A 26,295-nucleotide genomic window follows, 5' to 3' on the forward strand; every position below is an offset into this window, starting at 1 on the left:
TCAGAGGGAGGAACATTTGCCTATCGGGTCCGTTGATAACGGGAGCCCAACGAGGAGTAGACAGATGTCCGAATACGCAAAGAACAACGACACGACGAAGAAGGAAACCGACGAGGATCCGGGCGTCATCACCGCCAGCCCCGACGCACACCGTCGGGAAAAAGCCGGCGCGGACAAGCGGGATGACAAGCCGGCGCAAAAGCCGGCGACTGATCAAACCAAGGACCGCTAACGTCCACCGAAACAAAAAACGCCGGCGTCTACGCCGGCGTTTTTTTGTGAACGCGATCGCCAGATGGGCTTCAGTGCCCCGAAAACTCCACCAGCGTGCGTACCTCGACGCCCATCGCTTCGAGCTTCTTTCGTCCGCCAAGATCCGGAAGATCGATCACGAAGCAGGCGGACACCACGTCCGCGCCGATCTGCCGGAGAAGCTGCACAGCTCCGACGGCGGTGCCGCCGGTGGCGATCAGGTCGTCGACAAGGATAACCTTCTCGCCCGGTTGCACCGCATCGATGTGCATCTCCATCTCGTCCACTCCGTATTCCAGGCTGTAGGCGATCCGCACCGTTTCGTGCGGCAGCTTGCCCTTCTTGCGGATTGGCACGAAACCGGCCGACAGCTGATGCGCGACCGCGCCACCCAGGATAAAGCCACGCGCCTCCATGCCGGCGATCTTGTCGATCTTCAGACCCGCATAAGGCTGCACGAGTTCATCAACGGCGCGACGAAACGCCCGCGGATTGCCGAGCAGCGTGGTGATGTCGCGGAAGATGATCCCCGGTTTTGGATAGTCCGGGATCGAACGGATGGCGGAGGCGAGCTCCAAGGCAATATTGCTCATGTTCTGTCTCTGGGAGAGTTCGGAAAAGTTAGGCAACACTAGCAACAGCGCCCGCTGCGACCAACAAAAAAGGCGGCCGAAGCCGCCTTTTCCAATGGGCTTGGAAAACCTCAGTGTTCCTTGTTCGCGTAAACCGACTTCTTCGTCAGATAGACGAGCGCGGTGAAGATCGCCAGGAACACCATGACCATGAAGCCGGTGCGCTTGCGCTCTTCCAGATGCGGCTCCGCTGCCCACATGAGGAACGCGGCTACGTCCTTCGCGTACTGGTCGAGCGTCTGCGGCGTGCCGTCGTCGTAGGTCACCTGATCGTCGCTGATCGGCTGTGCCATAGCGAGCGCCGCGGCATTCGCGAAATAAGGATTGAAGTGCGTACCCTCGGCAACGGTGACACCTTCCGGCGGCTCCTGGTAACCAGTAAGCAGCGAGTAGATGTAATCCGGCCCGCCTTCCTGGTACTGCGTGAAGATATCGAACACGAAGGTCGGGAAACCACGGGTCACGCCGCGCGCCTTGGCGATCAGCGAGAAGTCCGGCGGAGCAGCGCCGTTGTTGGCGGCGGCAGCCGCTTCCTTGTTCGGGAACGGCGACGGGAAATGATCTGATGGCACGGCGGTGCGGGTAAACATCTCGCCATCACCGTTCGGACCGTCCTCGACTTCGTACTCGGCGGCAAACGCCTTCACCTGCTCCTCCGAGTAGCCAAGGTCTTCCAGCGTACGGAAAGACACGAGGTTCATCGAGTGACAGGCCGAGCAGACTTCCTTGTACACCTTCAGGCCACGCTGGAGCTGACCCTTGTCGTATTTGCCAAACGGGCCGGCGAACGACCATTCGACATTTTTCGGCTTCAGGATCGGATAGTGACCGACCTGGGCCGCATGATGGACGGCTTCGGCGAGGTCTCCCTCGCTTTCTGCCGCCGTGGCGACGGCACCGAAGGTTCCGATCGAGGCGATCAGCGCGATGCTTGCAACAAGCTTTTTCATTGTATCAGTCCTTCTCTCGCGCTCAGGCCTGGGCTGCGGCAGACTTGCCGTTCTTTTCGAGAACCGCCTCGGTGATCGAGTTCGGAATGCGCCGTGGCGTTTCGAACAGACCAAGCAGCGGCATGATCACGAGGAAGAAGCCGAAGTAGTAGAGCGTGCCGACCTGCGACATGACCACATAGAGGCCTTCCGCCGGCATCGCGCCGAGATAGCCGAGCATGATGGCGTTTGCCACGAAGATCCAGAAGAACAGCTTGTACCACGGACGGTAGACGGCGGAGCGAACCTTCGACGTGTCGAGCCAGGGCAGGAAGAACAGGATGATGATCGAACCGAACATCACCAGAACGCCGCCAAGCTTGGAGTCGATCGGGCCGACGTTGAAGGTGATGGCGCGCAGCATCGCGTAGAACGGCAGGTAGTACCATTCCGGAACGATGTGAGCCGGGGTCTTCAGGGCGTCAGCCGGAATGTAGTTGTCCGGATGGCCGAGGTAGTTCGGCATGTAGAAGACGAACCAGGCATAGACGATCAGGAAGAGCGAGATGCCGAACGCATCCTTGAGGGTCGCGTAAGGCGTGAACGGAACGGTGTCCGTCTTCGACTTCACTTCAACGCCGGTCGGGTTGGTCTGGCCGGTGACATGCAGCGCCCAGATGTGCAGCACCACGACGCCGGCGATCATGAACGGCAGCAGGTAGTGCAGCGAGAAGAAGCGGTTCAGCGTCGGCTGGTCGACGGCAAAGCCACCGAGCAGGAATTGCTGGATCCATTCGCCGACCCACGGGAAAGCCGAGAAGAAGCCGGTGATAACGGTCGCACCCCAGAAGGACATTTGACCCCAAGGCAGCACATAGCCCATGAAGCCGGTCGCCATCATCAGGAGGTAGATGACCACGCCGAGAATCCAGAGGATTTCGCGAGGCGCCTTGTAGGAACCGTAGTAGAGACCGCGGGCGATGTGGAGATAGACCGCGATGAAGAAGAACGAGGCACCGTTGGCGTGCATGTAGCGCAGCAGCCAGCCGTGGTTCACGTCGCGCATGATCTTTTCGACCGAGTTGAAGGCGACTGTCGTTTCGGCGGCATAGTGCATGGCCAGCACAACGCCGGTCAGGATCTGCACAACCAGCATCACCATCAGCATGGCGCCGAAGGTATAGGCATAATTCAGGTTCCGGGGGACCGGATAGGCGACGAAGCTGTCGTACATCATGCGCGGCAGCGGCAGACGCGAATCGATCCACTTCTCCAGACCGGTGGACGGCTGATAGCTAGAATGACCACTCATATTTCAGTATCCCCTCAACCGATCTTGATCACAGAGTCGGAAACGAAGCCATAGGTCGGAATGTGCAGGTTTTCCGGCGCCGGGCCTTTGCGAATACGACCCGCTGTATCGTAGTGCGAGCCATGGCAGGGACAGAACCATCCGCCGAAATCGCCGGCCTGGCCGAGCGGGACGCAGCCGAGATGGGTGCACGAGCCGATCATGACGATCCAGTTTTCCTTGCCGTCGCCGGCCGAACGGGCGATATCCGTCGCTTCCGCGGTACCGTCGATATTGGCATTGCGCGCGATCGGGTCCTTCAGGTCGGCGAGCGGAACGGCCTTGCCTTCCTCGACTTCCTTCTCGGTACGGTTACGGATGAAGATCGGCTTGCCGCGCCACTTCACCGTCAGCGACATGCCCGGCTCCAGTGCTGAGACATCCACCTCGATCGAGGCGAGTGCCAGCGTCGAGGCGTCTGGCCGCATCTGGTCGATGAACGGCCAGGCAACCGACACGGCGCCCACGGCACCGGCCATACCCGTCGTCAGGTAAAGAAAATCGCGGCGAGTAGGCTCGCCCATGCTGTCGCTGTTGTCGTGTTCGCTCACGGTCAGACCATCCTCTTCGCAAATGTTTGCGATCACCGCATTTGCCCAAATGGCGACGAATCCCCCCTGCGCCATGAAGCAGACACAGATTCCCCGTCAATTTGGCGCGTTCTAAGCTTGATAGCGAAATATGTCCAGCCTTGACAGGGGGATGGGGGCAGTTTGTCGCGGAATTTATTGACCGCTCTGAAGAAGTCGGCATTGCCCTTCTTCGAGGCCCGAATCATGCTGGTATCGCTGGGATTCTCTAGGATATTTACCTAGCAGGATGACGTGTTTTCGCCATTCTTGCTACCGATGTTGCATTGCACACAGGTCTGCGGCATGGTCCGCGACCGTCAACACGCCGCTCAACGGAACGTCCTGCATGAAAACCAGCCTCGCCAGTGCCGTGTGCACGATCGTCACGCTTGCGATCGTGGCAATGAGTCTTCGCTACCTCACAGATTTCTGGCCGCTGTCCTTCATCTATACGCTTCAAAGCCACGCCGGTATCGCAGCGATGTCGGGAGCCCTGGTCGCGATCATGCTCGGCGCACGCCGTTACGGCACCACACTCCTGTTGGCGGCAGCGGCACTGACGGTCCACTCCGTCTGGATGTCGCGTGAATTTCTGCCGGCCGCGCGCGACGTGGCGGCGGGAGCGCCGACGGTGCGGCTAATGTCCTTCAACATCCTCAGCAGCAACCACGCCAATGCCGGCCGCATTGCCGACGAGATCCTGTCGTCCGAGGCCGATATCGTCTACCTCTTCGAGGCAGCGCCCACCCTGTCGCAACTCTCCGCCTTGTCGGAGAAGTATCCCTACCGCATTGGCTGTGGCGAGGTGACCCGCGGATGCGACCTCATGGTCCTGTCACGCCTGCCGATGAAGAAACGCGGCGCCTGGGGTCTCTCGGACCTGCGCGGCGAACGTTTCGCCGTGGCCGAAATCGACGTCGGCGGAAGGACCGTGCACTTCGCGGCCATTCATCTCACCAAACCCTACTACGACGATTACCACAGTACCGAGCTCGAGGTGGCTGGCACTTACTTCGCCAGACACCCCGGAACCTGGGTGGTGGCGGGCGATTTCAATTCCGGCGTCATCGCGCCCGACATGCAGCATTTCCTGCGCACTTTCGACATGACGACGGCAGGCACGGAACCCGCCACATGGCCGGTCGCGGCCGGCCGCTGGGGCGTGGCCCTCGACCATGTTTTCGTTTCTCCGGACGTCGCTCCGCTGAACCTTGAACGGATGGAAGACAATTATGGCTCCAACCACTTCGGCCTGATCGCCGACCTCGCCTTCCCCGCGGAGTAAACGGTCAAGTCACTCCGCATCGTCGACGGCAATGAACCCGCCTGACTGCCTGGCCCAGAGTTCCGAGTAGAGTCCGCCACTCTCGACCAGCTCCGCATGCGTGCCCTGCTCGATGATCCGCCCCTTGTCCATCACCACCAGCCGGTCGAGCGCGGCGATCGTTGAGAGCCGGTGGGCGATGGCGAGTACCGTCTTGCCCTGCATCAGTTTCTCAAGGTTGGACTGGATCGCCGCCTCGACCTCGGAATCCAGCGCCGATGTCGCCTCGTCGAGCACGAGGATCGGCGCGTCCTTGAGCATGACCCGCGCAATCGCGATCCTCTGGCGCTGGCCGCCGGAGAGCTTCACGCCCCGCTCACCGACATGAGCGTCGAACCCCTTGCGCCCGCGCTGGTCCTCCAGCCTTTCGATGAAGTCGAGCGCCTCCGCCCGCTCCGCCGCCTTGATCAATTGCTCTTCGGTCGCGTTCTCGCTGCCGAACAGGATGTTGTCCCTGATCGAGCGATGCAGCAGCGCGGTATCCTGCGTCACGACACCGATCGAGGAGCGGAGGCTCTCCTGCGTGACCGACGACACGTCCTGCCCGTCGACTAGGATACGGCCGCCCTCCACGTCGTAGAAACGCAGCAGCAGGTTCACGAGCGTCGACTTGCCGGCCCCGGAGCGCCCGACAATGCCAACCTTCTCACCCGGAGCGATGGTCAGGGACAGGTGGTCGATCACGCCGGACTGCCGGCCATAATGAAACGACACATCCTCGAACCGGATTTCCGGACGGCTGATCTTGAGCGCGACCGCATCCGGCTTATCGGTGAGTCCGATCGGTTTCGAGATCAGCTCCGCCGAATTCTGGATCGTGCCGATATTGCGCATGATGCCGTTGAGCTGCGTCATCATCCGGGCGAGCAGCATGTTGAGTCTCAGCACCAGACCGAGCGTGAAGGCAACGCTGCCAGCGCTGATCTGCCCGGAAAGCCACAGGTCGATGGAGAGTGCTGCCACCGCCGTGATCATCAGGCCGGAAAGCGCCGCCTGCGAGGCGCGCACCCCGGTGATCAGTCGCGCGAACGGCCGCAGCGTGTCCTGGAAACGGTCGAAGCCTTGGCGGATGAAATGGTCGTTTCGATCCTCACGCCCGAACAGTTTAAGCGTCTGGATATTGCTGAAACTGTCGACCAGCCGCCCGTTGACCATCGACGCCGCCTCGGCAGACTCCCGCGCATGATGCCGGATGCGAGGCACGAAGTAACGGGCAAGCAGGCCGAAAATCACGACCCAGAGCCCGATGATCGCCGCAAGCCGCCAGTCGAGCTGGCCGACGAGTGCCATGGTCGATGCCGTATAGATCACCATGAACCAGACGACCTGCAGGATCGAGGTTAGGAGATCGCCCGTCGACTGTCCGGCCGCCCAGACCTTGGTAACGATACGACCGGAAAAATCGTTCTGGAAAAAGCTCAGCGACTGACGTGCCACATGCGCATAGGCCTGCCATCGCACGAGGTTAAAGAAATTGAGAACGATCGCCTGCTCCTCGACCAAAGCGCCGACCGTCACCACGATGAAGCGGCCGAGCAGAACGACCAGCATCATGCCGAGCAATTCAAGTCCATGTGCCTCTAGGAGGCCAGACCAACCCGCCTCGCGCGGCACGGTATCAAGCAGGTCGACCAGCCGCCCGACGAACCAGAACAGCGCCGCCTCGAGAATGGCAACCGCGCCACCGAAGACGGCCATGGCCGCAAACGCGCCCTTGGCCTGGCTGACATAGTGCCAGATGAACGCCGACGTCTTCTCCGGCGGCCGCACATCACCGCGCTTGGAGAAGGGATCAATCCAGGTTTCAAAGAGGCGGATGATGGGGGCGAAGATCATGGAAGGCGATATAGGCGGTTTCCGACGAAAGGCAAAGGACCCCGCCGCTGACCCCTACTTCGAAAACCGCGTGAGATAGATCCCGAACAGGATCAGCGCCACTCCGGCCGGCTGGCCGATGTGGAAGGTGGCGGTGCCACGCAGATAATCGATCATCAGTCCCGCGATCATCTGGCCGCCGATGATCAGCAGCGCCGAGCGGTTCGCCCCGATGCGGGGAAAGACGTAGGAGCTGATAGCAACGAACACCGCGCCGATGATCCCTCCCGTGAACGCCCACGACGGCGTTGCCCCGAGAAGCGGAATACCCTCGCGGTGCAAGAGCAGGATATAGACGGTCAGCAGCGCGAAGCCGATGAAGTGGTTCCAGAACGAGGCGCTGAAGGCGCCGCGGTCCATGGTGAGCCGTCCGTTGATCGACCGGCTCATCCCGACAGCGGCGCCGCCGGCGAGCGCGATGAGAACCGAGGTCAGCATCAGGCACCTCCCGAATAGATGATCAGCGCGCTGCCGCCGATCACGCAGGCGGCCGCGAGCAAGTCATATCGGTTGATCGCCCGCTGCGGCGTGCCGAACAGTCCGCCCATGTCGGAGATGAGGCCGAACAGAATCTGCCCGACCAGAAGCAACGACAGTCCGCCGGCGAGCGCCAGTTCCGAATTGACCGCGATGGAGGACAGGGCGACGGCAAAGGCGCCCGGCGCGCCGCCGAGATAGGACCAGAGTGGCGGTTTTTCGCCGCTGAGACCTGCCGGGCGACGACCGCGCACCAGCGTCACGTTGACCCGAAGCAGCACGAAGGCGGCGACAGCGCCGACACCGTGCACGACCCATGAGGCGGTAAAGGGCGTGGTATGGGCCGCCAGTCCGCTGTTGATCGTGACCATACCAGCAAGCAGCACGCCAGCCAGCCCCGCCCACAGCCAATCGATATAATGTCTCATGCCGCCTCGCTTGCACTGCCGCAAGGATTCGCGGACCGATGGCCCCGCATAGGCAAGCAGCGGACACATGCCAATCGAAATCTGTCGGTCCTGTATATAGAAAAACTGAAGCGTCCACGCGTCCGCAAACGCGTGGACGGAGATGATGCGGCAGGATTACTCCGCCGCTTCGTCCGCCTCTTCGAGGGCTTTGGCCTCTTCATCGGCGCGACGCTTCTTTTCCAGCTCCTGCTCCTGGTCGACCTGGTCGGCAAGAAAGCCGCCGGACTGGCGGTTCCAGAGGTCGGCATAGATGCCGCCCTTTTCCACCAGTTCGCCATGCGTTCCGGTCTCGACGATATGCCCCTTGTCGAGAACCACCAGCCGGTCCATCTGCGTCAACGTCGATAGGCGGTGTGCGATCGCGATCACCGTCTTGCCTTCCATCAGCGAGAACAGGCTCTCCTGGATTGCCGCTTCCACTTCGGAGTCGAGCGCCGAGGTCGCCTCGTCTAGGATCAGCACCGGCGCGTTCTTGAGGAACACACGGGCAATAGCGATACGCTGGCGCTGACCGCCTGACAGCTTCACGCCGCGTTCGCCAACCTGCGCGTCGAGCCCCTTGCGGCCCTGCATGTCGACGAGCCCCTCGATGAAATCCCAGGCATTCGCCCGCTTCGCCGCCTCGATCACTTCAGCATCGGTCGCATCGGGACGACCATAGGCGATGTTGTCACGGATAGAGCGATGCAGCAGCGACGTATCCTGGGTCACCACGCCGATGAGAGATCGCAGGCTGTCCTGCGTCACCGCCGAGATGTCCTGTCCGTCGATCGTGATGCGGCCTGCCTCCAGGTCGTAGAAACGCAACAAGAGGTTCATCAGCGTCGTCTTGCCGGCACCGGAGCGTCCGACAAGGCCCACCTTCTCGCCCGGCTTTATAGCCAGGGAGAAGTCCTCGATGATGCCCTTGCTCTTCCCGTAGTGGAAGCGCACGCGATCGTAGACGATCTCCCCCTTTTCCACCGTCAGCGCCTTGGAATCCCGGCCGTCGACGATGTCGTGTGGCTTGGTCATCATGCCCATGCCGTCATAGACCGTGCCGATCTGCTCGAACAGCGCCGCCACTTCCCACATGATCCAGTGCGACATGCCGCTGATGCGCATGGCGAGACCGACGGCGACCGCGATCGCGCCGACCGACACCGTACCCGTCATCCAGAACCAGATGCTGAGCGCCGAGATCGTGAACAGCGCCAGCGCGTTGTTGAGATCGACGACGATGTTGAGCCAGGTGATCTGGCGCATCTGCCGGTAGACCGTGTCAAGGAAGGAGTCCATGCCCTTGCGCGCATAGACCTCTTCGCGTCCCGAATGCGAGAACAGCTTCACCGTCGCGATGTTGGTATAACTGTCGACCACCCGGCCGGTCATGATCGAGCGCGCATCCGCCTGCTCGCTGGAAAGCTTCCGCAGCTTCGGCACGAAAAAGGCGAGGATGCCGACATAGAGCACGATCCATGCGATCAGCGGCAGCGCCAGCCGCCAGTCGACGGATGCGACCAGCACGACCATCGAGACGAAGAATGTCACCGCATAGACGAAGACGTCGATCAGTTTCATCGAGGTTTCGCGCACCGCCAGCGACGTCTGCATCACCTTAGTGGCCACACGGCCGGCAAACTCGTTGGCGAAGAAGGTCATCGAATGGCGCAGCAGGAAGCGGTGCATCTGCCAGCGCGCGATCATCGGATAGTTGCCGGCGAGCACCTGATGCATGACCAGACTGTGCACGACCCCGATCAGCGGCAGGCCGACCAGCACCAGCAGCGCCATCCACAGCAGGCGTCCGCCTTCGTCTGTCAGGAAGGTCTGCGGATCTGCCTTCGACAGCCAGTCGACGATATTGCCGAGGAACTGGTAGAGCACGACTTCGCCGATGGCGATGGCGCCTGAACACAGGCCGAGAACCGCGAGCCACGGCGCCGCCGTCTTGGTATAGCTCCAGCAGAAGGCGACAAGCCCCTTCGGCGGAAGGCTCGGTTGTTCCGACGGAAACGCAACGAGGCGTTTTTCGAACCACGAGAACATGAAACAGCTCCTGATGAGGTCACCCGCGGCGCCGACAACGGCAGCATTCTGAGAGCGCGGGCGTTAGTTCAATATGAGAAGGCCAAATCCGGCCTAAAGGCGATTCACGGGGAAAATCAAAAAAGCAGAACGGCGTCCGCTGTCACGCAAGCCAGTAAAATGGCGGGACGGGGAAGCGCATCATGCTGAATATTGTCATCGAGGCCTCCCTTGTTGCGTGTTGAAGATGGTGTCTTCTACCTTTGCCGCCAACGTCTGGAAAGAGACAATCGGCTCGGCCGGCGCGGAAGCGCAAACCTGTTGCCCGCCGACAACAGCGCCGGTCGCTTGAGTTCCATGCTTTCTCCGCGCTAGATCAGGCACATGAGTCTCATCAGGATCGCCCTCTACCAGCCCGACATTCCCGGCAACACCGGCACCATTCTCCGGCTCGCCGCCTGCCTCGGCATTGGCGTCGATGTGATCGAGCCGGCCGGATTCGACCTTTCCGACCGCAACCTCAAGCGCTCCGGCATGGATTATCTCGCCGCCGTGGCGCTGACCCGTCATCTGTCGTGGACGCATTTCGAGGCGTGGCGGGCAACGACCGGCCGGCGGCTTGTCCTCGCTTCCACCAAGGCGGCGGAACGCTACACGGATTTGCGTTATCGCCCCGACGACATCCTGCTCTTCGGCCGCGAGAGCGCCGGTGTTCCCGACCATGTCCACGACACCGCCGGCGAAAGGGTGCTTGTCCCCATGGTGGAAGGGCAAAGGTCGATCAATGTCGCCATGACCGCGGCGATGATCGCGGGCGAGGCGTTGCGGCAGACAGGCTTCTCCGGCTGATTGTGTCGGCATGACCATAGTCCTCCCAGGGGCTGGCATCGGCAGGACACCTTGATAGAGGCTCAACCGCGGTTGAGGTCAAGCCTGCTCAGGAAACGCCGCGACCTATTCCCGCAACCATTCATTCAAGATTGCTAATTCCACCTTGACGCGCTATGTTGCAACGCAGCAAAAACCGGGAGGTGACTCATGTTCGAGACAGCATTCACCGTAGGCCTGACGCAGTTCGCCCGTACTCTCAGTTTTCCCGAACGCCTCCAGCACCGCACCGCGCGCAACGGCGTGCTCGAGGCATGGCGTCTCCGCAACACTGGACTCGACGGCTTCTTCTATGACGTGAAAACGTTGACGCCGGAAGAGATCTACTATGTCAGCGACGCAATCTCGGCCGAAGGGCTGATCCTGATCGTTCCACCGAGCGGCGGGCCGATGCTGACTGTCTGTGAAAATATCGACGAATACCTGGCGCGCGGTGGCCGGAACGTGAAGGTTCTTGCGGTCGCCGGCCTCGGCGGCTCGGCCCTTGGTGCCGCCGCCTTCGCCCGCAACGTTGCCGACGCCGTCGGCGAACCCGTCGCAGCGATCGTCTCCGGCTATGGCCTCGGGGATATCGTCAGCGAAACGATCGGCGCGACCTTCCTGTTCGGATGGCTCGGCAGCATCCGTGGCGACTGCGAGGTGATCGACGACGTGGTCGGGCGCCCGCGCTTCGGCGCCTACGATGATCGCCGGGCGGGTGACACGCCGGTCCGCACCTGCCTCGACGTCGATACCGTCAAGGGCCTGCTCGCCGACGACCGTCTTTCATTCCGGCTGCTTGCAGGGCATTCCCGTGGCAACCTGGTCCTGTCAGAGGCGCTTTACGCCTTGAAGGACGAAAAACCCGAGCGGCTCAAAACCATCGCCGCCGGCGCCCGGATCGTTACCTTCGGTGCACGCATCACCATGCCGCCCGCCTTCCAGTCCGTCATTGACGTGATCGGCGATCTGGACTGGTACGGCGAGATCAACTCCCGCCCGAAAATCGAAAGCGATATACGAGTGCCCATGGCCGGGCATTCCACCAACACCGACATGCTGGGTGCCTTACGGGTAACGACGCTTCTGAAGTCGATTCTTGCGGATACATCGGAGAGCGGCGAGGCACATGCTGCCGATCCCCTCGCGCTCCCGGCCCCCTCGCCTTCCGATCATGTCGTGGAGATAACAGCCGAAGACGCCCTGCCGGAGCCCCTGCCACCTGAAGCGATTGAGGCAATAGCGTCGGCGGAACCGGTTGCGGAGATAACGACGAGCGTTTCGGAGACGCCGCCCGCGGAGGCGCTGGAAGCGACGCCGGCTGAGAAGCCGGATAGCGTCCCGGCAGAGCCCATCATTGCCGATGCGGGCACGGCCAAGGCCCGACCCGCAACGTCCCGACGAAAGAACCCGCCATCTCGCCGCAAGGGCTGAGATCGGACGATTAGAGGAAGAGCTTGAAAGACCCGGCGACGCTGTTGGCGATGGGCAGCGATTGCGCCTGCAACTGTTCGCTGGCCTTCAGCGCGAGTTCGATTGCTCCTTGATCGTCGAGACCTGCATCGAGCGGGGAGGTCGATGAAGCCTGAACGTCGTCCAGGCCGATATCGCCAATCACCTGTCCTGCGGTCGTCTCGAGCGCTGTCGCGGCCGCGGCAACATATCCGGACATGAGATCGACGGCGGTGATCATGCCGTCGATCTCATTATTCGAGGTGGCTGGAGTCAGCATGACCGGCCGAACCGCATCGCCCGTACCCGCCGCCCCGGCGCCGAGCAGGACATAATCCGATATCTCGCCATTGGCGGCGACCACCGAATAGCGTCGTGTGAGAAGACCGTCCTCGGGGTTGTGGCGGCTGACGAGAACCGCCCCGGACGTATCGAAATCGATCACGTTGACCGAAAGCTCGCCCGCTGCGGTGCGCGACACCGAGGCGACGATAGCCTCCACATTCGGCGACCGGCCGGCGGGAAGGCTCAGCCAGTTTTCACCATCGAATTCGGATTGATCGGCTACGGCAAGGAGCTTTTCCTTCAGCACATCCAGCCTCGCGCCGATCCCGGAGCGCGAGATGTCGGACCGCTTTGCCGCCACGAGGGTCGAGCGGATTTGATCAAGAAGGGTCGCCGCATCTGCAAGGCCAAGCGCCGCCGTATCGACAAGCGCGCTCGCACGACTGGTTGCCGCCTCCGCGCTGGACAACGACAGGCCGTCGACCTTCACCGTCGTGGCAATCGACCAATAGGCCGCGTTGTCGGAAGCCTGCTCAACCTTGAGACTGGCCGCACGCGTCGACGCCGGCGGTGCAGCCCGCCCGACGCCAACAAGCAGCGACAGCGCCTGCGCCGCCGCGGTATTGATAGAAAGCCCCACGCCCATCGACCCTTTAAGTGAATCATTCACCTAAGGCGCCGTTCGCCACCCGAAACGGCACCCTGTCGCGACACACCTTGCATCGTAGGTCTTGAAACCGGGTTTAAGGGACCTTTAAAAATTTAGCGACGCCGCAGATAATGCGACAGTGTCGCTCAATCGGCGGACGGAAGACGGCGCATGGTGAACTCGATCTGATCGTTGTCGAGCTGACGCCAGCTCTCGACCTCGGTCCAGTACGCCGCCTTGGGATAGGAATCGAACCATTCGCGCGCCTTCGCCCTCGCCTCGTCGCGGGACAGGCAATAGGTTTGCCGCACGAACTGGCCGGCGCTGCGGCTCTCTTCGCGATGCCGCGCGATCCTGCGCTTCAGGCCGTCAAGCGGCGGTAGACCGGGCATCTTCGTCATGGAATACACCTCGCAGCTGAAAAGATAGTCGCCGACCGTTGCGATTGCGAGTCGATTTTTCGGGGAAGTCCGGCCGCGCGTCTGTTCGCGAAGTCCCTGACCTGCTAATCAAATCCGATTGTAAAACCCGCACACGATCGATGCGGGACAGCAAGACGGCGATGGGGGACGCGATGGAAAGACCGGATCTGCCGAAGGGCCTGCCCGACGATATCGAGGACAAGAAGAGCCGGGCACGCGCGTGGTTCGAAAGCCTGCGCGACACCATCTGTTCGTCCTTTGAAACGCTCGAGCAGGAATTGTCGGGTCCCAACTCCGAGCGCGAACCGGGTCGCTTCGTCGCCAAGGACTGGCATCGGGAAGACGGCGCGGGCGGCGGCGGTCGCATGTCGATGATGGAAGGCCGCGTCTTCGAGAAGGTCGGCGTCCACACCTCCACCGTCCACGGCGAATTCTCGCCCGAATTCCGCAAGCAGATCCCCGGCGCAGACGAGGATCCGAGCTTCTGGGCCTCCGGTATTTCGCTGATCGCCCATCCGGTCAATCCGAACGTGCCGGCGGTGCACATGAACACCCGCATGGTCGTCACCTCGAGCAATTGGTTCGGCGGTGGCGCCGATTTGACACCGGTCCTCGACCGCCGCCGCACCCAGGACGACCCGGACAGCCAACTGTTCCACAAGGCGATGGAAATCACCTGCGGCCGCCATCCCGATATCGCCGACTATCCCCGCTACAAGGCCTGGTGCGAGGAGTACTTCTTCCTGCCGCATCGGAACGAGCCTCGCGGCATCGGCGGCATTTTCTTCGACTGGCTGCATTCCGACGAGGAAATCGGGGGCTGGGAAGCCGATTTCGCCTTCGTGCAGGATGTCGGCCGCGCCTTCAGCCTCGTCTATCCTCGCATCGTGCGCGGCAACTTCAACGCCCCCTGGACAGATGCCGACCGCGAAGAGCAGTTGGTGCGCCGCGGCCGCTATGTCGAGTTCAACCTGCTCTACGACCGCGGCACGATCTTCGGCCTGAAAACAGGCGGAAACGTCGAGTCGATCCTCTCTTCCCTGCCCCCGTTGGTGCGCTGGCCGTAGTGCGGCCTGCGGGCGCGCCGCGACATTATTTCGTTGGGCAGTTGCGAAACCACATGCTAATTTTCCTCCCGAGACTCATGGGAGGAGAACCGCAATGGCTACGATTGGCAGCAGTCCGGTACCCGTAGTTGACCCAGCTTCGGAGCGCGCGTTGGATGCGCCCGAGCTTATCGAACGCATGGCCGCAGAGCTGCGCACCGCAAGCGGCTCGGAACTGCCTCTCGAATACTTTATCGATCAGGTAAAGCGAGGGCTCGCCGGCCAGGAGACGAACGACAGCCGGCCGCAGACCACCGAGACCCGCCGCGCCGCAGCCGGCACCTCGCCGTCGGTCTTCCACTCCTGGGCGATGCCGGAGAACTAGGGACCTATCGAATTTCAGCAACGATGAAACCATGCTACGATCATGGCGTTGAACCATGGCAAAGGAGGAAACGCCATGAGACTGTTTGAATGTGGTTCATTGGTTCCCGGTTGCCCCTGGCACACCCGAGCCGACGAGGATGCCGAGGTGGTCCGCCGCGCCGTCGAGCACATGCGCACCGCCCACGGCGAGACGATCATCCGGGAAAACATGGTCGACAACATCAAGGCGCGCATTCGCGACGACGCGAAGGCGGCCTGACCGACGGCTCAGCCGCCGGCCTTCAACTCTTCCAGCCGGGCGAGCAGCCTCGCCCGGTCCAGCGTAAAATTGCGTTCCAACCACTCGTCTTCCAACCGCTTCAGCAGGTCGCCCACCGTCGGTCCAGGCGCGATCCCCGCGGCAAGCACGTCCGCTCCGCTGACCGGAAACGAGGGCTTTTCAAAGCGCTCTGCGCGGGACAGCAATGTCGACACCCGTCCGACCTTTTCCATCCCCGCCATTCCGCCATCGCTGTTTGCGCGTGCCGAGGCTAGGTCCAGCTTCAGCCGAGCAATGATTCCCGTCTTGCCGGCCCGATAGAGCAGGCGATCGAGCGCGGCTTCCTTGAGATCATCGGCAACGGCCGGTGCTCCCGCGAACTGTTCGAGGAACGCCGTCTCCGCATTCGACATCCGCAAACGCGCCGCCATCGCCTTCAGCCGGTCCACGTCGCGCGGCACGATGGACGCGAGGCGCAAAAGCGGGTCGGGCGTCCAGCCGAGCGCCTTTTCGGCAGCGATCAGACCCGGAATGGCGTCGATGCCCCATCGCTCTGTCTCGGGCAGAATTTCGGTGAGGATCGCCGTCTGCCGCATCCAAAGAAGCGCCCGCCCCGGATCAGGTGCCGACAGAAGCTTCTTCATTTCGGCCCAGATGCGTTCGGCGGACAGTTGCCTCAGATGGCGTCTGGCGGCGGCGCAAGCCTTCAACCCGTCCGCGTCGGGTCGACCATCGCCATACCAGGCAAAGAAGCGGAAGAAACGAAGCACACGCAGGTAGTCCTCGGCGATCCGGAGGTTCGCATCGCCGATGAAGCGGACCCGCTTGGCCTCGATATCGTCGAGCCCGTCGACAAGGTCGATCACCTCGCCGTCGGCGTCGAGATAGAGCGCGTTGATTGTAAGGTCGCGGCGCATCGCATCCTCCGCCCAGCCCGCGCCAAAGGCCACCTGCGCCCGCCGTCCATCCGTCTCAACGTCATGGCGAAGCGTTGTCACCTCGAAGCCGCGACCATCGACGACGAGCGTCACGGTGCCATGGTCGATGCCCGTTGGCACCGCCTTCACGCCATCCTCCTTGGCCCGCCGCACGACCTCTTCGGGCACCAGCGTGGTGGCGATGTCGATATCGGAAACCGGAAGCCCCATCAGGCTGTTGCGCACGGCCCCGCCGACGATGCGGCCCTCGCCGCCGTCGCGATTGAGCAGCTCGAGCACGCGCCGGACAGCCGGATCATTGAACCAAGGCTCGGCCGAAAGATTGGTCATGCGTAGAGCCTTTCATAAAGCGTGCGCAGGATGCCGGCTGTGATACCCCAGATATACCGCTCGCCATAGGGCATCGAATAGAAATGCCGGACAATCCCCTGCCACATCCGGCTTTCCTGCTTGTGATTGTCGGGGTCCATCAGAAAAGCGAGCGGCACCTCGAACACCTCATCCACCTCGTGCGGATTGGGCGTGATGGTGAAGCCGCGTTCGACGACCGCCAGCACGGGCGTGATCCTGAAGCCGGTGCGCGACAGATAAAGCGGTAGGCGCCCCACAGGCTCCACAAAGCGCGGATCGAGCCCGATCTCCTCCTGCGCCTCGCGCAGCGCCGCCATCTCCGGCGAGATATCGTCCGGGTCTATGCCTCCGCCGGGAAAGGCTATCTGCCCTGAATGTTTGCGCAGCTTCGAGGTGCGCTGGGTCAGGATCACCTTGGCGTCGTCGCCATCGTTGACGATGCCGACCAGCACCGCCGCATCCTTGAGCTTCAGCCCCTCCACCTCGAGCATGGTGTCAGGATTGAGGATGTGATCGCCGTGGTCGCGCCAGGCATGTTCAACCGGCGCCCCGATCTGGTTGAGCGCGCGGTGACGGAAGTCGGCGGCATTGAAGGACGGTGTCAGGCTCATCGAGACAGGCGTTCCAGCTCGCGCGCCGGCATGATCGGAAAGACCTCTCCTCCAGAGCGGACGGAGAACATCGCCTCACCGTCGATCTCGATCTCCTCCCCGAGTTCCACCAGGTCGTACATCACGGCGCGCGAGACCAGAGCCTCAAGCCGACCGCGGACATGCAGGTACGGCTTGAGCTCCCCAAGGTCGCCCTCGATCGTGAAACGCAGCGGATGGTCTCGTCCCGCCTCGACCACGTCGCCAACATTGGTGCGGAACGTCAGAACCCGCTCAGCACCCTCACCAACCACATTCATCTCTACGGCAACGAATGGCGCGTCGATCACCCGGATTCCGACTTTTTCCACAGGCGTGACGAGATAGGTTTTGCCGTCCTCGTCCTTCCTCAGAACGGTCGAAAACATCCGCACCAGCGGCTGGCGGCCGATCGGCGTTCCCATGTAGAACCAGGTGCCGTCGGCGCGAATTTCCATGTCGATATCGCCGCAGAACGGCGGATTCCATCTATCGACGGGCGGAAGAGAGCCTTTTTTGCCCGGTGTCTGCTCGGCGGCGCGCGCGATCAGCGCGGCCAGTCCCGCCGCATCCGTCGTCGCTTTCAGCTCCTCGCCTGCCATCTTTGAGTCCCGGTTGTGAACTAACGGTTGATTTCACGAGATAGTCATTCATGAGCCGCTTGTCAGCCATTCGCCAGGCAATAAGTTATTTAGAATAGCGAAAAACGGATGGCCCGCCTGATTCGCCGGCCGCCATGCAACCGAACGGAGATCAGCATGGGGATGAACACGACGCCGGAAGCCGTGCTGGACGAAAAGGCCGCGATTGAGGCCGCCGAACACGCGCTCGCCGACATCGCGCTGATACGCCAGGAAGTGTCGAAGGTCATCTTCGGACAGGAGCGCGTCGTCGAGAACACGCTGCTCGCGATCCTCTCCGGCGGTCACGCTCTGCTCGTTGGTGTGCCCGGTCTTGCCAAGACCAAGCTGGTCACGACTCTGGGCTCCGTCCTCGGGCTCGACGCCAACCGCATCCAGTTCACCCCCGACCTCATGCCATCGGATATCGTCGGCACCGAAGTCATGGACCAGGACGAGACCGGTCGCCGTTCGTTCCGCTTCGTCAAGGGCCCCGTCTTCGCCCAGCTTCTGATGGCCGATGAGATCAACCGCGCCTCGCCGCGCACCCAGTCGGCGCTTCTGCAGTCGATGCAGGAGTACCACGTCACCATCGCCGGCCAGCGCTACGACCTGCCCGCCCCCTTCCACGTCCTCGCGACCCAGAACCCTCTGGAGCAGGAAGGAACCTACCCCCTGCCCGAAGCCCAGCTCGACCGCTTCCTGTTGCAGGTCGACGTCGGTTATCCGGGCCTCGACGCAGAGCGCCAGATCCTGCTCGAAACCACCGGCCTTTCCGAGGCCACACCGCAGAGCGTGATCACCGCCGCCCGCCTGTCCGAGATCCAGCGCCTCATCCGCCAGATGCCGGTGTCCGAAAAGGTCGTCGACGCCATTCTGGCGCTGGTACGCTCGGCTCGTCCCGGCCAGGGCACCACCGAAACGGACAAGCACGTCGCCTGGGGACCCGGCCCGCGCGCCGGCCAGGCCCTCATGCTTTGCGCCCGTGCCCGGGCCCTTTATGAGGGACGCCTCGCGCCGTCGATCGACGACGTTCGCGCCCTTGCCGAACCCGTTCTGCAGCACCGCATGGCGCTCACCTTCGCCGCCCGCGCCGAAGGCATGTCGGTCCGTGATCTGATTGCGGGTCTGGCGAAGAAGGTGGACGGCTAGGGAAACGCCCATGGCAACGATCGGCCAGGTCGTCGAACAGACATCCGGAAGTGAGGCGCTGACGCGCGCCCGCCAGCGCGCCGTGCTGGTGCCCGATTGCATGGTCGAAGCCAAGCGCATCGCCAACACCGTGATCGCCGGCTGGCACGGCCGCCGCAAGCGTGGCATCGGCGAGAATTTCTGGCAGTTCCGTCCTTACAGTGAAGGCGAGAGCCTCGCCCGCATCGACTGGCGGCGCTCCGCCCGCGACGATCACATCTACGTCCGCGACCGCGAATGGGAAGCCGCCCACACCGTGTGGCTCTGGGCCGACATGTCGCCGTCGATGATGTACAAGTCGACGCTCGGCAACGTCTCGAAGGAAAGCCGCGCGCTCGTCCTGATGCTGGCGCTTGCCGAAATCCTGGCGCGCTCGGGCGAGCGCATCGGCTGCCCCGGCGTCATGGAACCGGTGTCCGCCCGCAACGCCGCGGAACGGCTGGCCGCCGCGCTTCTCCACGCGCCGCTGACGACAGGCATCCCCGATACCCGCATGATCCGTGGCGCGAGCGATATCGTGCTGATCGGTGACTTCCTCGACGATGCCGAGGCGATCATGGCGCAGATCTCGCCGCTTGCCCGCCGGGGCCTGCGCGGCCATGTGGTCGAGATCGCTGATCCGGCCGAGGAAGATTTCCCCTACGCCGGTCGTACCGAATTCACCGATCCGGAAACCGGCGATAAGCTGGTATCGGGTCGCGCCGAAGGCATTCGCGAGGAATACCGCCGCGCTTACATCGCCCGCCGCGACGGCCTTGGCGAGGGCTTGCGCCGTCTCGGCTGGAGCTTCGTTCCGCACCGGACAGACCAGCTCGCCTCGCAGGCGCTCGTCGCCGTGCACATGTATCTGTCCGGCAGCCCGCCGCGCAGCGAAAGGAGCACCCGCAGTTGAGCTTCCTGTCGCTCGCCTTTTTAAGCCCCGCCGTGCTTGCCGCGCTCGCCGTGCTGCCGCTCATCTGGTGGCTGCTGAAACTCACCCCGCCACGCCCGCGCACGGAGGTTTTCCCACCGCTCAAGATCCTTGCTTCGGTCCTGAAGCGGGAGGAGACGCCATCGAAGAGCCCGTGGTGGTTGACCCTGCTGCGCATGGTCATGGCCGCGCTCATCATCGTCGCCCTGGCTGACCCCGTGCTAAATCCGCGCAGCGATACGCTGTCGGGCAATGGTCCTCTCGTGCTGGTGGTGGACAACAGCTGGGCGACCGCAACCGACTGGGACCGCCGGCGCGACACGGCGGAGTCGATGATCGACGACGCCGAAGGCCGCGACATCCCCGTTTCCATCCTCTTCACCGCCGATGCCCGCCATGACGCTACCCCGGGCGCCGCGACGGCTGCGCGGGAAAAACTCGCGGCTGCCAGCCCGCAGCCGCAGGTGCCACAACGCGCCCTTGCCATCACGGCCCTCACGGAAGCGCTCGGCGGCGAAGCACCGGGAACGCTCGTCTTCCTGAGCGATGGCATCGCCGCAGCGGAGGAAGACGACACCCTCGCCGCCCTGTCATCGCTCAACCCTGCCGAACTCCGCCTGGTCGAGGGTGACGGCGCCGCAGCCGTCGCGGTCACCACCGCTTCCAACGGCTCGACGGCGCTCAATGTCACAGCGTCCCGGCTGCGGACGACCGATGCCGCAAGCCTCGTCGTCGACGCCCAGGATTCGCAGGGCCGCACGATCGCCTCCGGCAGCATCGACTTCGCCGCCGGCGCGGCATCGGCGAGCGGCGAGATCGCCGCCCCCTTCGAACTGCGCAACGATTTCGCCCGCGTCTCCATCGCCGGACTGTCGACGGCCGGTGCCGTGCATCTGCTCGATGATGGCTTCCGCCGCCGGCGTGTCGCTCTGCTGGCCGGCGACACCGGCGACGAATTCCAGCCGTTGCTGTCACCGCTCTACTACATCAACCGTGCCCTGCAGCCTTTCGCCGATCTTGTCGAGCCCGGCGTCGCCGATCTTGCGGTCTCAATCCCCGACCTTCTGCAGCAGAACCCGTCCGCCATCATCATGGCCGATATCGGCCGCCTGCCCGCCGAAACCTATGAACCGGTCGAGCGGTGGGTATCGAACGGCGGCACGCTGATTCGCTTTGCCGGGCCTCGTCTCGCCGCCGCTCCCTCGGCGGACCCGCTCGTTCCGGTGATCCTGCGACAGGGCGAGCGCGCGCTCGGCGGGGCGCTCTCCTGGGCGGAGCCGCAGCCGCTTGCGGAGTTTCCAACCTTCGGCCCCTTCGCCGGCATGCCCCGCCCCGCCGATGTGATGATCCGCAGGCAGGTGCTCGCCGAACCGACACCGGATCTTGCCGAACGCACCTGGGCAAGCCTCGCCGACGGCACGCCGCTCGTCACCGTGCGCGACGTGGGCCGCGGCCGCATCGTGCTCTTCCACGTGACCGCCGAAGCAACCTGGTCGAACCTGCCGATCTCAGGCGATTTCGTAGAGATGCTGCGCCGCGTCGTGCAGCTCTCCTCGACAGGGGGCGGTGACGCCAGCTCCGGCACTTCGGCCAGTCTGGCGCCCTGGCGGCTGCTCACCGAACGCGGCGCGCTGACCGCCGAAACAGGCGATGCGCGCCCGATCGCCGGGGGACAAAACCGCCCTGTTGCCGCAAGCTTCGACCACCCACCCGGCCTCTATGGCAGCGAGGATGGCTTCGTTGCATTGAACCTCTTGCCGCCTGACACTGAACTTCGCCCGCTCGACCGCACCGTGCCCGTCACGACCGCCCCGCTGCTCGGGGAGATTGCCACGCCATTGAAACCGACCCTGCTGGCGCTCGCCCTGATGCTGCTTTTCATCGATGCCCTCGTCGTTCTTTTCATGGGCGGCGCCTTCGCCCGCCTGCCGAAACGAGCCGCGGCCGCTGCCGTCATCGGCCTTGCAGCGCTCGCCCTCTCGCCAGTGCCACAGGCCCGTGCGGACGACCCGAAGCCCGGCGATGAACAGATCTTCGAACGGCTCGACAACACGCATCTCGCCTACGTCGTGACCGGCGAGGAGGAGGTCGACCGCCTGTCGGAACAGGGGCTCGCGGGCCTCACAGAATACCTGACCTACCGCACGACGCTGGAACCCGCCCCGCCTGTCGGGCTCGATATCACAAAGGACGAATTGTCCTTCTACCCGATCATTTTCTGGCCGATTTCGGCTTCCGCGCCGATGCCGACCGCCGCCGCGATCAGCCGCATCGACGCCTATATGCGCGCCGGCGGCACCGTGCTGTTCGACACCCGCGATCAGTTCTCGGCGCTCGACGGCGACACTGGCCCTACGCCAAATGGCGAACGGCTGCAGGCGATCCTCGCCAACATCGACATCCCGCCGCTGGAACCCGTGCCGTCGGATCATGTGCTGACGCGCTCCTTCTATCTGCTCTCCGGTTTCCCGGGCCGCTACAGCGGCAGTCCGCTCTGGGTCGAGGCCCGTCAGGAAGCGAGGAACAGCGACAGCGGCATCACCTCCGCCGGCGATGGCGTCAGCCCCATCATGATCACCGGCAACGACCTGATGGGCGCCTGGGCGATCGACAACAACGGCGCGCCTGTCATGCCGACCGTGCCGGCTGACGAGCTGCAGCGGGAAATGTCGTTCCGCTCCGGCGTCAACATCATGATGTACATGCTGACCGGCAACTACAAGGCGGACCAGGTCCACGTCCCGGCGCTGCTGGAAAGGCTCGGCCAATGACCACGATCAGCTTTGCCCCTTTCCTCCCCTGGTGGATGCTCTCCGTCGCGGCCGTGCTGGCTCTCGGCATCGGCGTGCTCGGGGTGGCGCGATCCGTACGTGGCGCCTGGATCCGGCTCGCTGCCTTTGCCGCACTGATCCTCGCCCTCGCCAATCCTCTTCTGCTCAGCGAAAACCGCGAAGCGCTGTCTACCGTCGTGCCTGTGATTGTCGACCGCAGCCAGAGCCAGGCGACGGAAGAGCGTCGCCAGATGACCGATACCGCCGTCGCGGAACTGCGCGAGCGCCTGGGCCGCTTCGCCAATATCGAGCCGCGTTTCGTGGACGTAGAGGAGCCGGAAAACTCCGACACCCCGTCGACCCGGTTGTTCGAAGCCCTCTCCGCCGCCGTCGCCGACGTGCCGCCCGCCCGCATCGGCGCCGCCGTCATGCTTACCGACGGCCAGATCCACGACCTGCCGGCCAACGCATCGGCACTCGGCTTCGACGCGCCGCTCCACGGCCTGATCACCGGTCGCGTCGACGAGACCGACCGGCGCATCGAGATCGTCCGCGCACCGCGCTTCGGCATTGTCGGCGAGGAGCAGGAACTCACCTTCCGCGTCTTCGACGACGGCGTCGAGGACAATGCGCCCTCAGACGTCACTGTGACGATCAACGGCGAGCCCCTGTCCATCGTCCAAGCCGTCCCCGGCGAGGCGACGCCCTTCACTTTCACCGTCCCGCGCGGCGGCTCCAACGTGCTCGAATTCGAGGTCTCCGGCCTGCCGGGCGAAGTCACCGATGCCAACAATAAGGCCATCCACCTGATCGAAGGCATCCGCGAGAACCTGCGCGTCCTGCTGGTATCGGGCGAACCGCATGCCGGAGAACGTGCCTGGCGCAACCTGCTCAAGTCCGACGCCTCGGTCGATCTCGTCCACTTCACCATCCTGCGCCCGCCGGAAAAGCAGGATGGCACGCCGATCAACGAACTCTCCCTGATCGCCTTCCCGACGCGCGAGTTGTTCGTGGAGAAAATAGACGATTTCGACCTGATCATCTTCGATCGCTACCAGCATCGCGGCGTGCTGCCGATCCTCTATTACGACTACATCGCCGAATACGTGCAGAAGGGCGGCGCGCTGCTGATCGCCGCCGGACCGGAACACGCAGGCGAGGATTCGATCGCGCTGACGCCGCTCGCCAACGTCCTTCCCGCCGCGCCGACAGGCGAGGTGCACGAGGCAGCCTTCTATCCGCGCTTGTCCGAACAGGGCAAACGTCACCCGGTGACGCGCGGCCTTGATGGCTCCGCGCAGGAACCGCCGCAATGGGGTCGCTGGTTCCGCACCATCGATGTCGGCCAGCCGGAAGGCGAGACGGTGATGACAGGCGCCGACGACCGTCCCCTGCTGGTCCTCAACCGGGCCGCCGAGGGCCGTGTCGCCATGCTGCTCTCTGACCAGGGCTGGCTCTGGGCCCGTGGCTTCGAGGGCGGCGGTCCGCACGTCTCGCTCTACCGCCGCATCGCCCACTGGCTGATGAAGGAGCCTGAGCTCGAGGAAGAGGCGCTGAATGCCCGCGCCACCGGCCGCACGCTGGAAATCCGCCGCCAGACGATCGGTGACGATCCGGGCCCGGCAACCGTGGTCTATCCATCCGGCCGCAGCGAGCAGGTCACACTGTCCGAGGCAAGCCCCGGCCTCTGGCGCGCCGAACGCCAGATGGAGGAAACCGGCCTCTTCACGGTCCAGAACGGCGATTTCTCCGCCCTCGTCCATGTCGGCGCGGTCGATGCGCCGGAATTCAAGGCGATGATCTCGACGACCGATACGCTTGCTCCACTCGGTCAGGCGACACGCGGCATCACGACGCGTCTGGATGATGGCGGCGACGGAGTCCAGATGCCCGACATCTTGCCGGTGCGCGGCGCCGTCCGCGTCGTCGATGACCGCCGCCTCACCGTCCGGTTGACCGACGAAACGGTGCTGAAGGGCATCGATACGCTGCCGCTCTTCGCGGGTTTCGCCGGCGTCGGCCTGCTGCTGCTTGCCATGTCGGCCATGTGGTGGCGCGAGGGACGCTAGTCCTCGATGCGTTCCCTGTCGGCCTTCCGCTCATGCCTGTTCCACACGAACTGGAGAAGGGCGAAGACAGCGCCAAGCAGGATCGCCGGTACCAGATCGTCGGCCATCACGCCCCATCCGGAGGGAAGCTCTTCCATAAGGCTCACCGGCCAAGGCTTCTGCCGGTCGAGAAAGAGAAAAATAGCCGCGAAAGGCACAAGCATCCGCCAGCCGGCCTGGCGGATCAAAGATGCTCCGATCAGAAACGCCGCCACCTCATCGATCACGATGCGGCGGTCGTCCTTGACACCGGTGGCGATGTCAATGGACGACGAGACATAAACGCCGAGCGCGAATATCATCATCGCCACGAGCGGCATCACATGCCTTGGCAGTTTTATCGCCATAATCAGCAACGGAACCAGGGCAAAAACGGCAAGCCCTGCCCGGAACGGAACGACCAGCCCGGCGCCAAACCAGGTCGCGAGGAGCCAGTGCCAGCCCGGCACCAGCGCATATCCGGGCGGCTCCAGCAGTTCCAGGGACCAAAGATTATCCAATGAACACACCCTTGTCCGGCCGGCTCAACGCGGACGGTCCCCGTCAACCTGCTCCGCGATCGCCGCCTTGTCGATGATCGACCACACCGACCTGATTTTTCCATCCGCGAACTGGTAGAACACGTTTTCCTCGAACACGACGCGGGTGCCGTTCACAGGCATCCCGAACAGCATACCGGCGGGTGTGCAGTCGAAGCGAACCGGCTTGCGACGACAGGTGGATCGCAGACAAGAAGGCGAACGTCGAAGAAAAGGTCCGGGATCGCGACGAAATCACCTTCGATCATCTCCCGGTAACCGTGAATACCAATCCGCTCTCCGTTGTACTCTACATCATCGTGGACGAATTGCCCGAGCCGGTCGAAATCCTGACCGTTCAGGCAGTCGATGTAGGCGCGGTAGATCGTGGGAAGGTCGTTGTCCGGCATCGGCTTCTCTTCGCTGAATACCTCTCCATCTAGGTCATCTCGGCCCGATATCCACCAGCAGAACCTGAGGTCGCCGCGAAGCCACTCTCGACAGCTACGCGTGAGCCGCCTACCGTAACTCCATGACGACACCCATGACGCTCTTCGACACCGTCCCCGACGACGCCCGTGATGCGATCCTCGCCGGCATCAAGGCCTACAACAACAACGTCCTCGGCCCCACGGACCGGCGCGATCTCTTCATCCCCCTCATCGATGACGAGGGACAGACCGACGGCGGTCTCGTCGGTTACACCGGTCGCGGCTGGCTCTATGTCGAGATGCTTTTCGTTCCGGAGCGTCTACGAGGCCAAGGGGTGGCGGGCCAGTTGCTGCAGAGAGCGGAAGATGAGGCGAAGGCACGTGGCTGCCAGGGTGCCTATATCGACACCATAAACCCGGTCGCTCGCCGCGCCTACGAGCGGCAAGGCTATCGCATTTTCGGACGTATCGACGATTTCGTTCCAGGCTACGATATCACCTGGATGATCAAGCGCTTCCTGCCATAACCGCATCCGTCCGCTCGGCCCCGTCCTTCAGGATGAACTAGAAGA

The 26,295-nt window shown here is 63.3% G+C and carries 26 protein-coding genes and 1 pseudogene; 12 read left to right on the forward strand and 15 right to left on the reverse strand.

Going from position 1 to position 26,295, the window contains the following annotated elements; translation table 11 throughout:
* Positions 1 to 64: 64 nt before the first annotated feature.
* Entirely contained in the window at positions 65 to 232 is a 168-nt protein-coding gene (locus tag J5J09_RS14760; RefSeq protein ID WP_208551643.1) for a hypothetical protein, read from the forward strand.
* A 70-nt stretch (positions 233 to 302) separates the two neighbouring features.
* Here J5J09_RS14760 and J5J09_RS14765 read toward each other — a convergent pair whose 3' ends face one another.
* From J5J09_RS14765 to petA, 4 genes are all read right to left on the reverse strand, one after another.
* Entirely contained in the window at positions 303 to 845 is a 543-nt protein-coding gene (locus J5J09_RS14765; RefSeq protein ID WP_208551646.1) for an adenine phosphoribosyltransferase, read from the reverse strand.
* Positions 846 to 955: 110 nt separating this feature from the next.
* Positions 956 to 1,834 carry a cytochrome c1 gene (locus J5J09_RS14770; RefSeq protein WP_208551649.1) on the reverse strand — a complete coding sequence of 293 codons (879 nt, stop codon included), beginning with the start codon at positions 1,832 to 1,834 and terminating at the stop codon, positions 956 to 958.
* A gap of 22 nt (positions 1,835 to 1,856) precedes the next feature.
* A complete protein-coding gene (locus J5J09_RS14775; protein WP_208551651.1) occupies positions 1,857 to 3,125 on the reverse strand; it encodes a cytochrome b N-terminal domain-containing protein in 1,269 nt (422 codons plus the stop codon).
* A gap of 14 nt (positions 3,126 to 3,139) precedes the next feature.
* Positions 3,140 to 3,715 carry a ubiquinol-cytochrome c reductase iron-sulfur subunit gene (gene petA / locus J5J09_RS14780; protein ID WP_208551653.1) on the reverse strand — a complete coding sequence of 192 codons (576 nt, stop codon included), beginning with the start codon at positions 3,713 to 3,715 and terminating at the stop codon, positions 3,140 to 3,142.
* A 367-nt stretch (positions 3,716 to 4,082) separates the two neighbouring features.
* Here petA and J5J09_RS14785 point away from each other — a divergent pair, with 367 nt between their 5' ends.
* Entirely contained in the window at positions 4,083 to 5,021 is a 939-nt protein-coding gene (locus tag J5J09_RS14785) for an endonuclease/exonuclease/phosphatase family protein (RefSeq protein WP_208551655.1), read from the forward strand.
* A gap of 9 nt (positions 5,022 to 5,030) precedes the next feature.
* On the opposite strand, the gene J5J09_RS14790 is transcribed toward J5J09_RS14785, so the two are convergent.
* The 4 genes from J5J09_RS14790 to J5J09_RS14805 form a co-directional block, all read right to left on the reverse strand.
* A complete protein-coding gene (locus J5J09_RS14790; RefSeq protein WP_348646483.1) occupies positions 5,031 to 6,893 on the reverse strand; it encodes an ABC transporter ATP-binding protein in 1,863 nt (620 codons plus the stop codon).
* Positions 6,894 to 6,950: 57 nt separating this feature from the next.
* The gene (locus J5J09_RS14795; RefSeq protein ID WP_208551658.1) at positions 6,951 to 7,373 is read right to left on the reverse strand and encodes a DMT family transporter; all 423 of its coding nucleotides are present in this window, start codon (positions 7,371 to 7,373) and stop codon (positions 6,951 to 6,953) included.
* Complete coding sequence (locus J5J09_RS14800) at positions 7,373 to 7,840, reverse strand: DMT family transporter (protein ID WP_208551660.1); 468 nt, start codon at positions 7,838 to 7,840, stop codon at positions 7,373 to 7,375. The genes J5J09_RS14795 and J5J09_RS14800 overlap by 1 nt, the downstream gene beginning before the upstream one ends.
* A 156-nt stretch (positions 7,841 to 7,996) precedes the next feature.
* The gene (locus tag J5J09_RS14805) at positions 7,997 to 9,910 is read right to left on the reverse strand and encodes an ABC transporter ATP-binding protein (protein WP_208551661.1); all 1,914 of its coding nucleotides are present in this window, start codon (positions 9,908 to 9,910) and stop codon (positions 7,997 to 7,999) included.
* A 363-nt stretch (positions 9,911 to 10,273) separates the two neighbouring features.
* Here J5J09_RS14805 and J5J09_RS14810 point away from each other — a divergent pair, with 363 nt between their 5' ends.
* Together J5J09_RS14810 and J5J09_RS14815 are read left to right on the forward strand one after the other, a co-directional pair.
* On the forward strand, positions 10,274 to 10,738 hold the full coding sequence (locus tag J5J09_RS14810) for a tRNA (cytidine(34)-2'-O)-methyltransferase (RefSeq protein ID WP_208551662.1): 465 nt from the start codon (positions 10,274 to 10,276) through the stop codon (positions 10,736 to 10,738).
* Between the two features lie 189 nt (positions 10,739 to 10,927).
* A complete protein-coding gene (locus tag J5J09_RS14815; protein ID WP_208551664.1) occupies positions 10,928 to 12,190 on the forward strand; it encodes a cell envelope biogenesis protein OmpA in 1,263 nt (420 codons plus the stop codon).
* Between the two features lie 10 nt (positions 12,191 to 12,200).
* Here the strand turns inward: J5J09_RS14815 and J5J09_RS14820 are convergent, their stop codons facing one another.
* Positions 12,201 to 13,163 carry a hypothetical protein gene (locus J5J09_RS14820; RefSeq protein WP_208551665.1) on the reverse strand — a complete coding sequence of 321 codons (963 nt, stop codon included), beginning with the start codon at positions 13,161 to 13,163 and terminating at the stop codon, positions 12,201 to 12,203.
* Between the two features lie 125 nt (positions 13,164 to 13,288).
* Positions 13,289 to 13,543, reverse strand: a complete 255-nt coding sequence (locus J5J09_RS14825) for a hypothetical protein (RefSeq protein WP_208551666.1) — start codon at positions 13,541 to 13,543, stop codon at positions 13,289 to 13,291.
* A gap of 173 nt (positions 13,544 to 13,716) precedes the next feature.
* On the opposite strand from J5J09_RS14825, the gene hemF reads away from it, so the two are divergent.
* From hemF to J5J09_RS14840, 3 genes are all read left to right on the forward strand, one after another.
* Positions 13,717 to 14,631 carry an oxygen-dependent coproporphyrinogen oxidase gene (hemF, locus tag J5J09_RS14830; protein WP_208551667.1) on the forward strand — a complete coding sequence of 305 codons (915 nt, stop codon included), beginning with the start codon at positions 13,717 to 13,719 and terminating at the stop codon, positions 14,629 to 14,631.
* Positions 14,632 to 14,725: 94 nt separating this feature from the next.
* Positions 14,726 to 14,995: a hypothetical protein gene (locus J5J09_RS14835; RefSeq protein ID WP_208551669.1), complete on the forward strand. Its 270-nt coding sequence runs from the start codon at positions 14,726 to 14,728 to the stop codon at positions 14,993 to 14,995.
* Positions 14,996 to 15,070: 75 nt separating this feature from the next.
* Entirely contained in the window at positions 15,071 to 15,256 is a 186-nt protein-coding gene (locus tag J5J09_RS14840; protein ID WP_208551670.1) for a DUF1059 domain-containing protein, read from the forward strand.
* Between the two features lie 8 nt (positions 15,257 to 15,264).
* On the opposite strand, the gene J5J09_RS14845 is transcribed toward J5J09_RS14840, so the two are convergent.
* Genes J5J09_RS14845 through J5J09_RS14855 form a run of 3 tightly spaced genes read right to left on the reverse strand, consistent with a single transcriptional unit; the run spans position 15,265 to position 17,776 of the window.
* Positions 15,265 to 16,524 (reverse strand): CCA tRNA nucleotidyltransferase, encoded by a 1,260-nt coding sequence (locus tag J5J09_RS14845; protein ID WP_208551671.1) that lies wholly within the window; start codon positions 16,522 to 16,524, stop codon positions 15,265 to 15,267.
* Positions 16,521 to 17,156, reverse strand: a complete 636-nt coding sequence (locus tag J5J09_RS14850) for a CoA pyrophosphatase (protein WP_208551672.1) — start codon at positions 17,154 to 17,156, stop codon at positions 16,521 to 16,523. Before J5J09_RS14850 ends, J5J09_RS14845 begins: the two co-directional genes overlap by 4 nt.
* Positions 17,153 to 17,776: a DUF1285 domain-containing protein gene (locus J5J09_RS14855; protein ID WP_208551675.1), complete on the reverse strand. Its 624-nt coding sequence runs from the start codon at positions 17,774 to 17,776 to the stop codon at positions 17,153 to 17,155. Before J5J09_RS14855 ends, J5J09_RS14850 begins: the two co-directional genes overlap by 4 nt.
* A gap of 156 nt (positions 17,777 to 17,932) precedes the next feature.
* Here J5J09_RS14855 and J5J09_RS14860 point away from each other — a divergent pair, with 156 nt between their 5' ends.
* From J5J09_RS14860 to J5J09_RS14875, 4 genes are read left to right on the forward strand one after another with little or no spacing between them, the layout of a single operon-like run.
* Positions 17,933 to 18,946, forward strand: a complete 1,014-nt coding sequence (locus J5J09_RS14860; protein ID WP_208551679.1) for a MoxR family ATPase — start codon at positions 17,933 to 17,935, stop codon at positions 18,944 to 18,946.
* Positions 18,947 to 18,956: 10 nt separating this feature from the next.
* Positions 18,957 to 19,877 carry a DUF58 domain-containing protein gene (locus tag J5J09_RS14865; RefSeq protein WP_208551680.1) on the forward strand — a complete coding sequence of 307 codons (921 nt, stop codon included), beginning with the start codon at positions 18,957 to 18,959 and terminating at the stop codon, positions 19,875 to 19,877.
* On the forward strand, positions 19,874 to 22,666 hold the full coding sequence (locus tag J5J09_RS14870) for a DUF4159 domain-containing protein (protein ID WP_208551682.1): 2,793 nt from the start codon (positions 19,874 to 19,876) through the stop codon (positions 22,664 to 22,666). Before J5J09_RS14865 ends, J5J09_RS14870 begins: the two co-directional genes overlap by 4 nt.
* Positions 22,663 to 24,735 carry a hypothetical protein gene (locus J5J09_RS14875; protein ID WP_208551683.1) on the forward strand — a complete coding sequence of 691 codons (2,073 nt, stop codon included), beginning with the start codon at positions 22,663 to 22,665 and terminating at the stop codon, positions 24,733 to 24,735. The genes J5J09_RS14870 and J5J09_RS14875 overlap by 4 nt, the downstream gene beginning before the upstream one ends.
* Here the strand turns inward: J5J09_RS14875 and J5J09_RS14880 are convergent.
* Together J5J09_RS14880 and J5J09_RS14885 are read right to left on the reverse strand one after the other, a co-directional pair.
* Complete coding sequence (locus J5J09_RS14880; RefSeq protein ID WP_208551684.1) at positions 24,732 to 25,274, reverse strand: phosphatidylglycerophosphatase A; 543 nt, start codon at positions 25,272 to 25,274, stop codon at positions 24,732 to 24,734. The two genes, J5J09_RS14875 and J5J09_RS14880, sit on opposite strands and share 4 nt — an antisense overlap.
* A gap of 24 nt (positions 25,275 to 25,298) precedes the next feature.
* Positions 25,299 to 25,702: pseudogene (locus J5J09_RS14885) on the reverse strand (ester cyclase).
* A 134-nt stretch (positions 25,703 to 25,836) separates the two neighbouring features.
* On the opposite strand from J5J09_RS14885, the gene J5J09_RS14890 reads away from it, so the two are divergent.
* On the forward strand, positions 25,837 to 26,250 hold the full coding sequence (locus tag J5J09_RS14890; RefSeq protein ID WP_246745847.1) for a GNAT family N-acetyltransferase: 414 nt from the start codon (positions 25,837 to 25,839) through the stop codon (positions 26,248 to 26,250).
* Positions 26,251 to 26,295: the final 45 nt, after the last annotated feature.

The sequence above is a fragment of the Ciceribacter sp. L1K22 genome, from assembly GCF_017599385.1.
In the GTDB taxonomy this organism is placed as follows: Bacteria; Pseudomonadota; Alphaproteobacteria; order Rhizobiales; family Rhizobiaceae; genus Allorhizobium.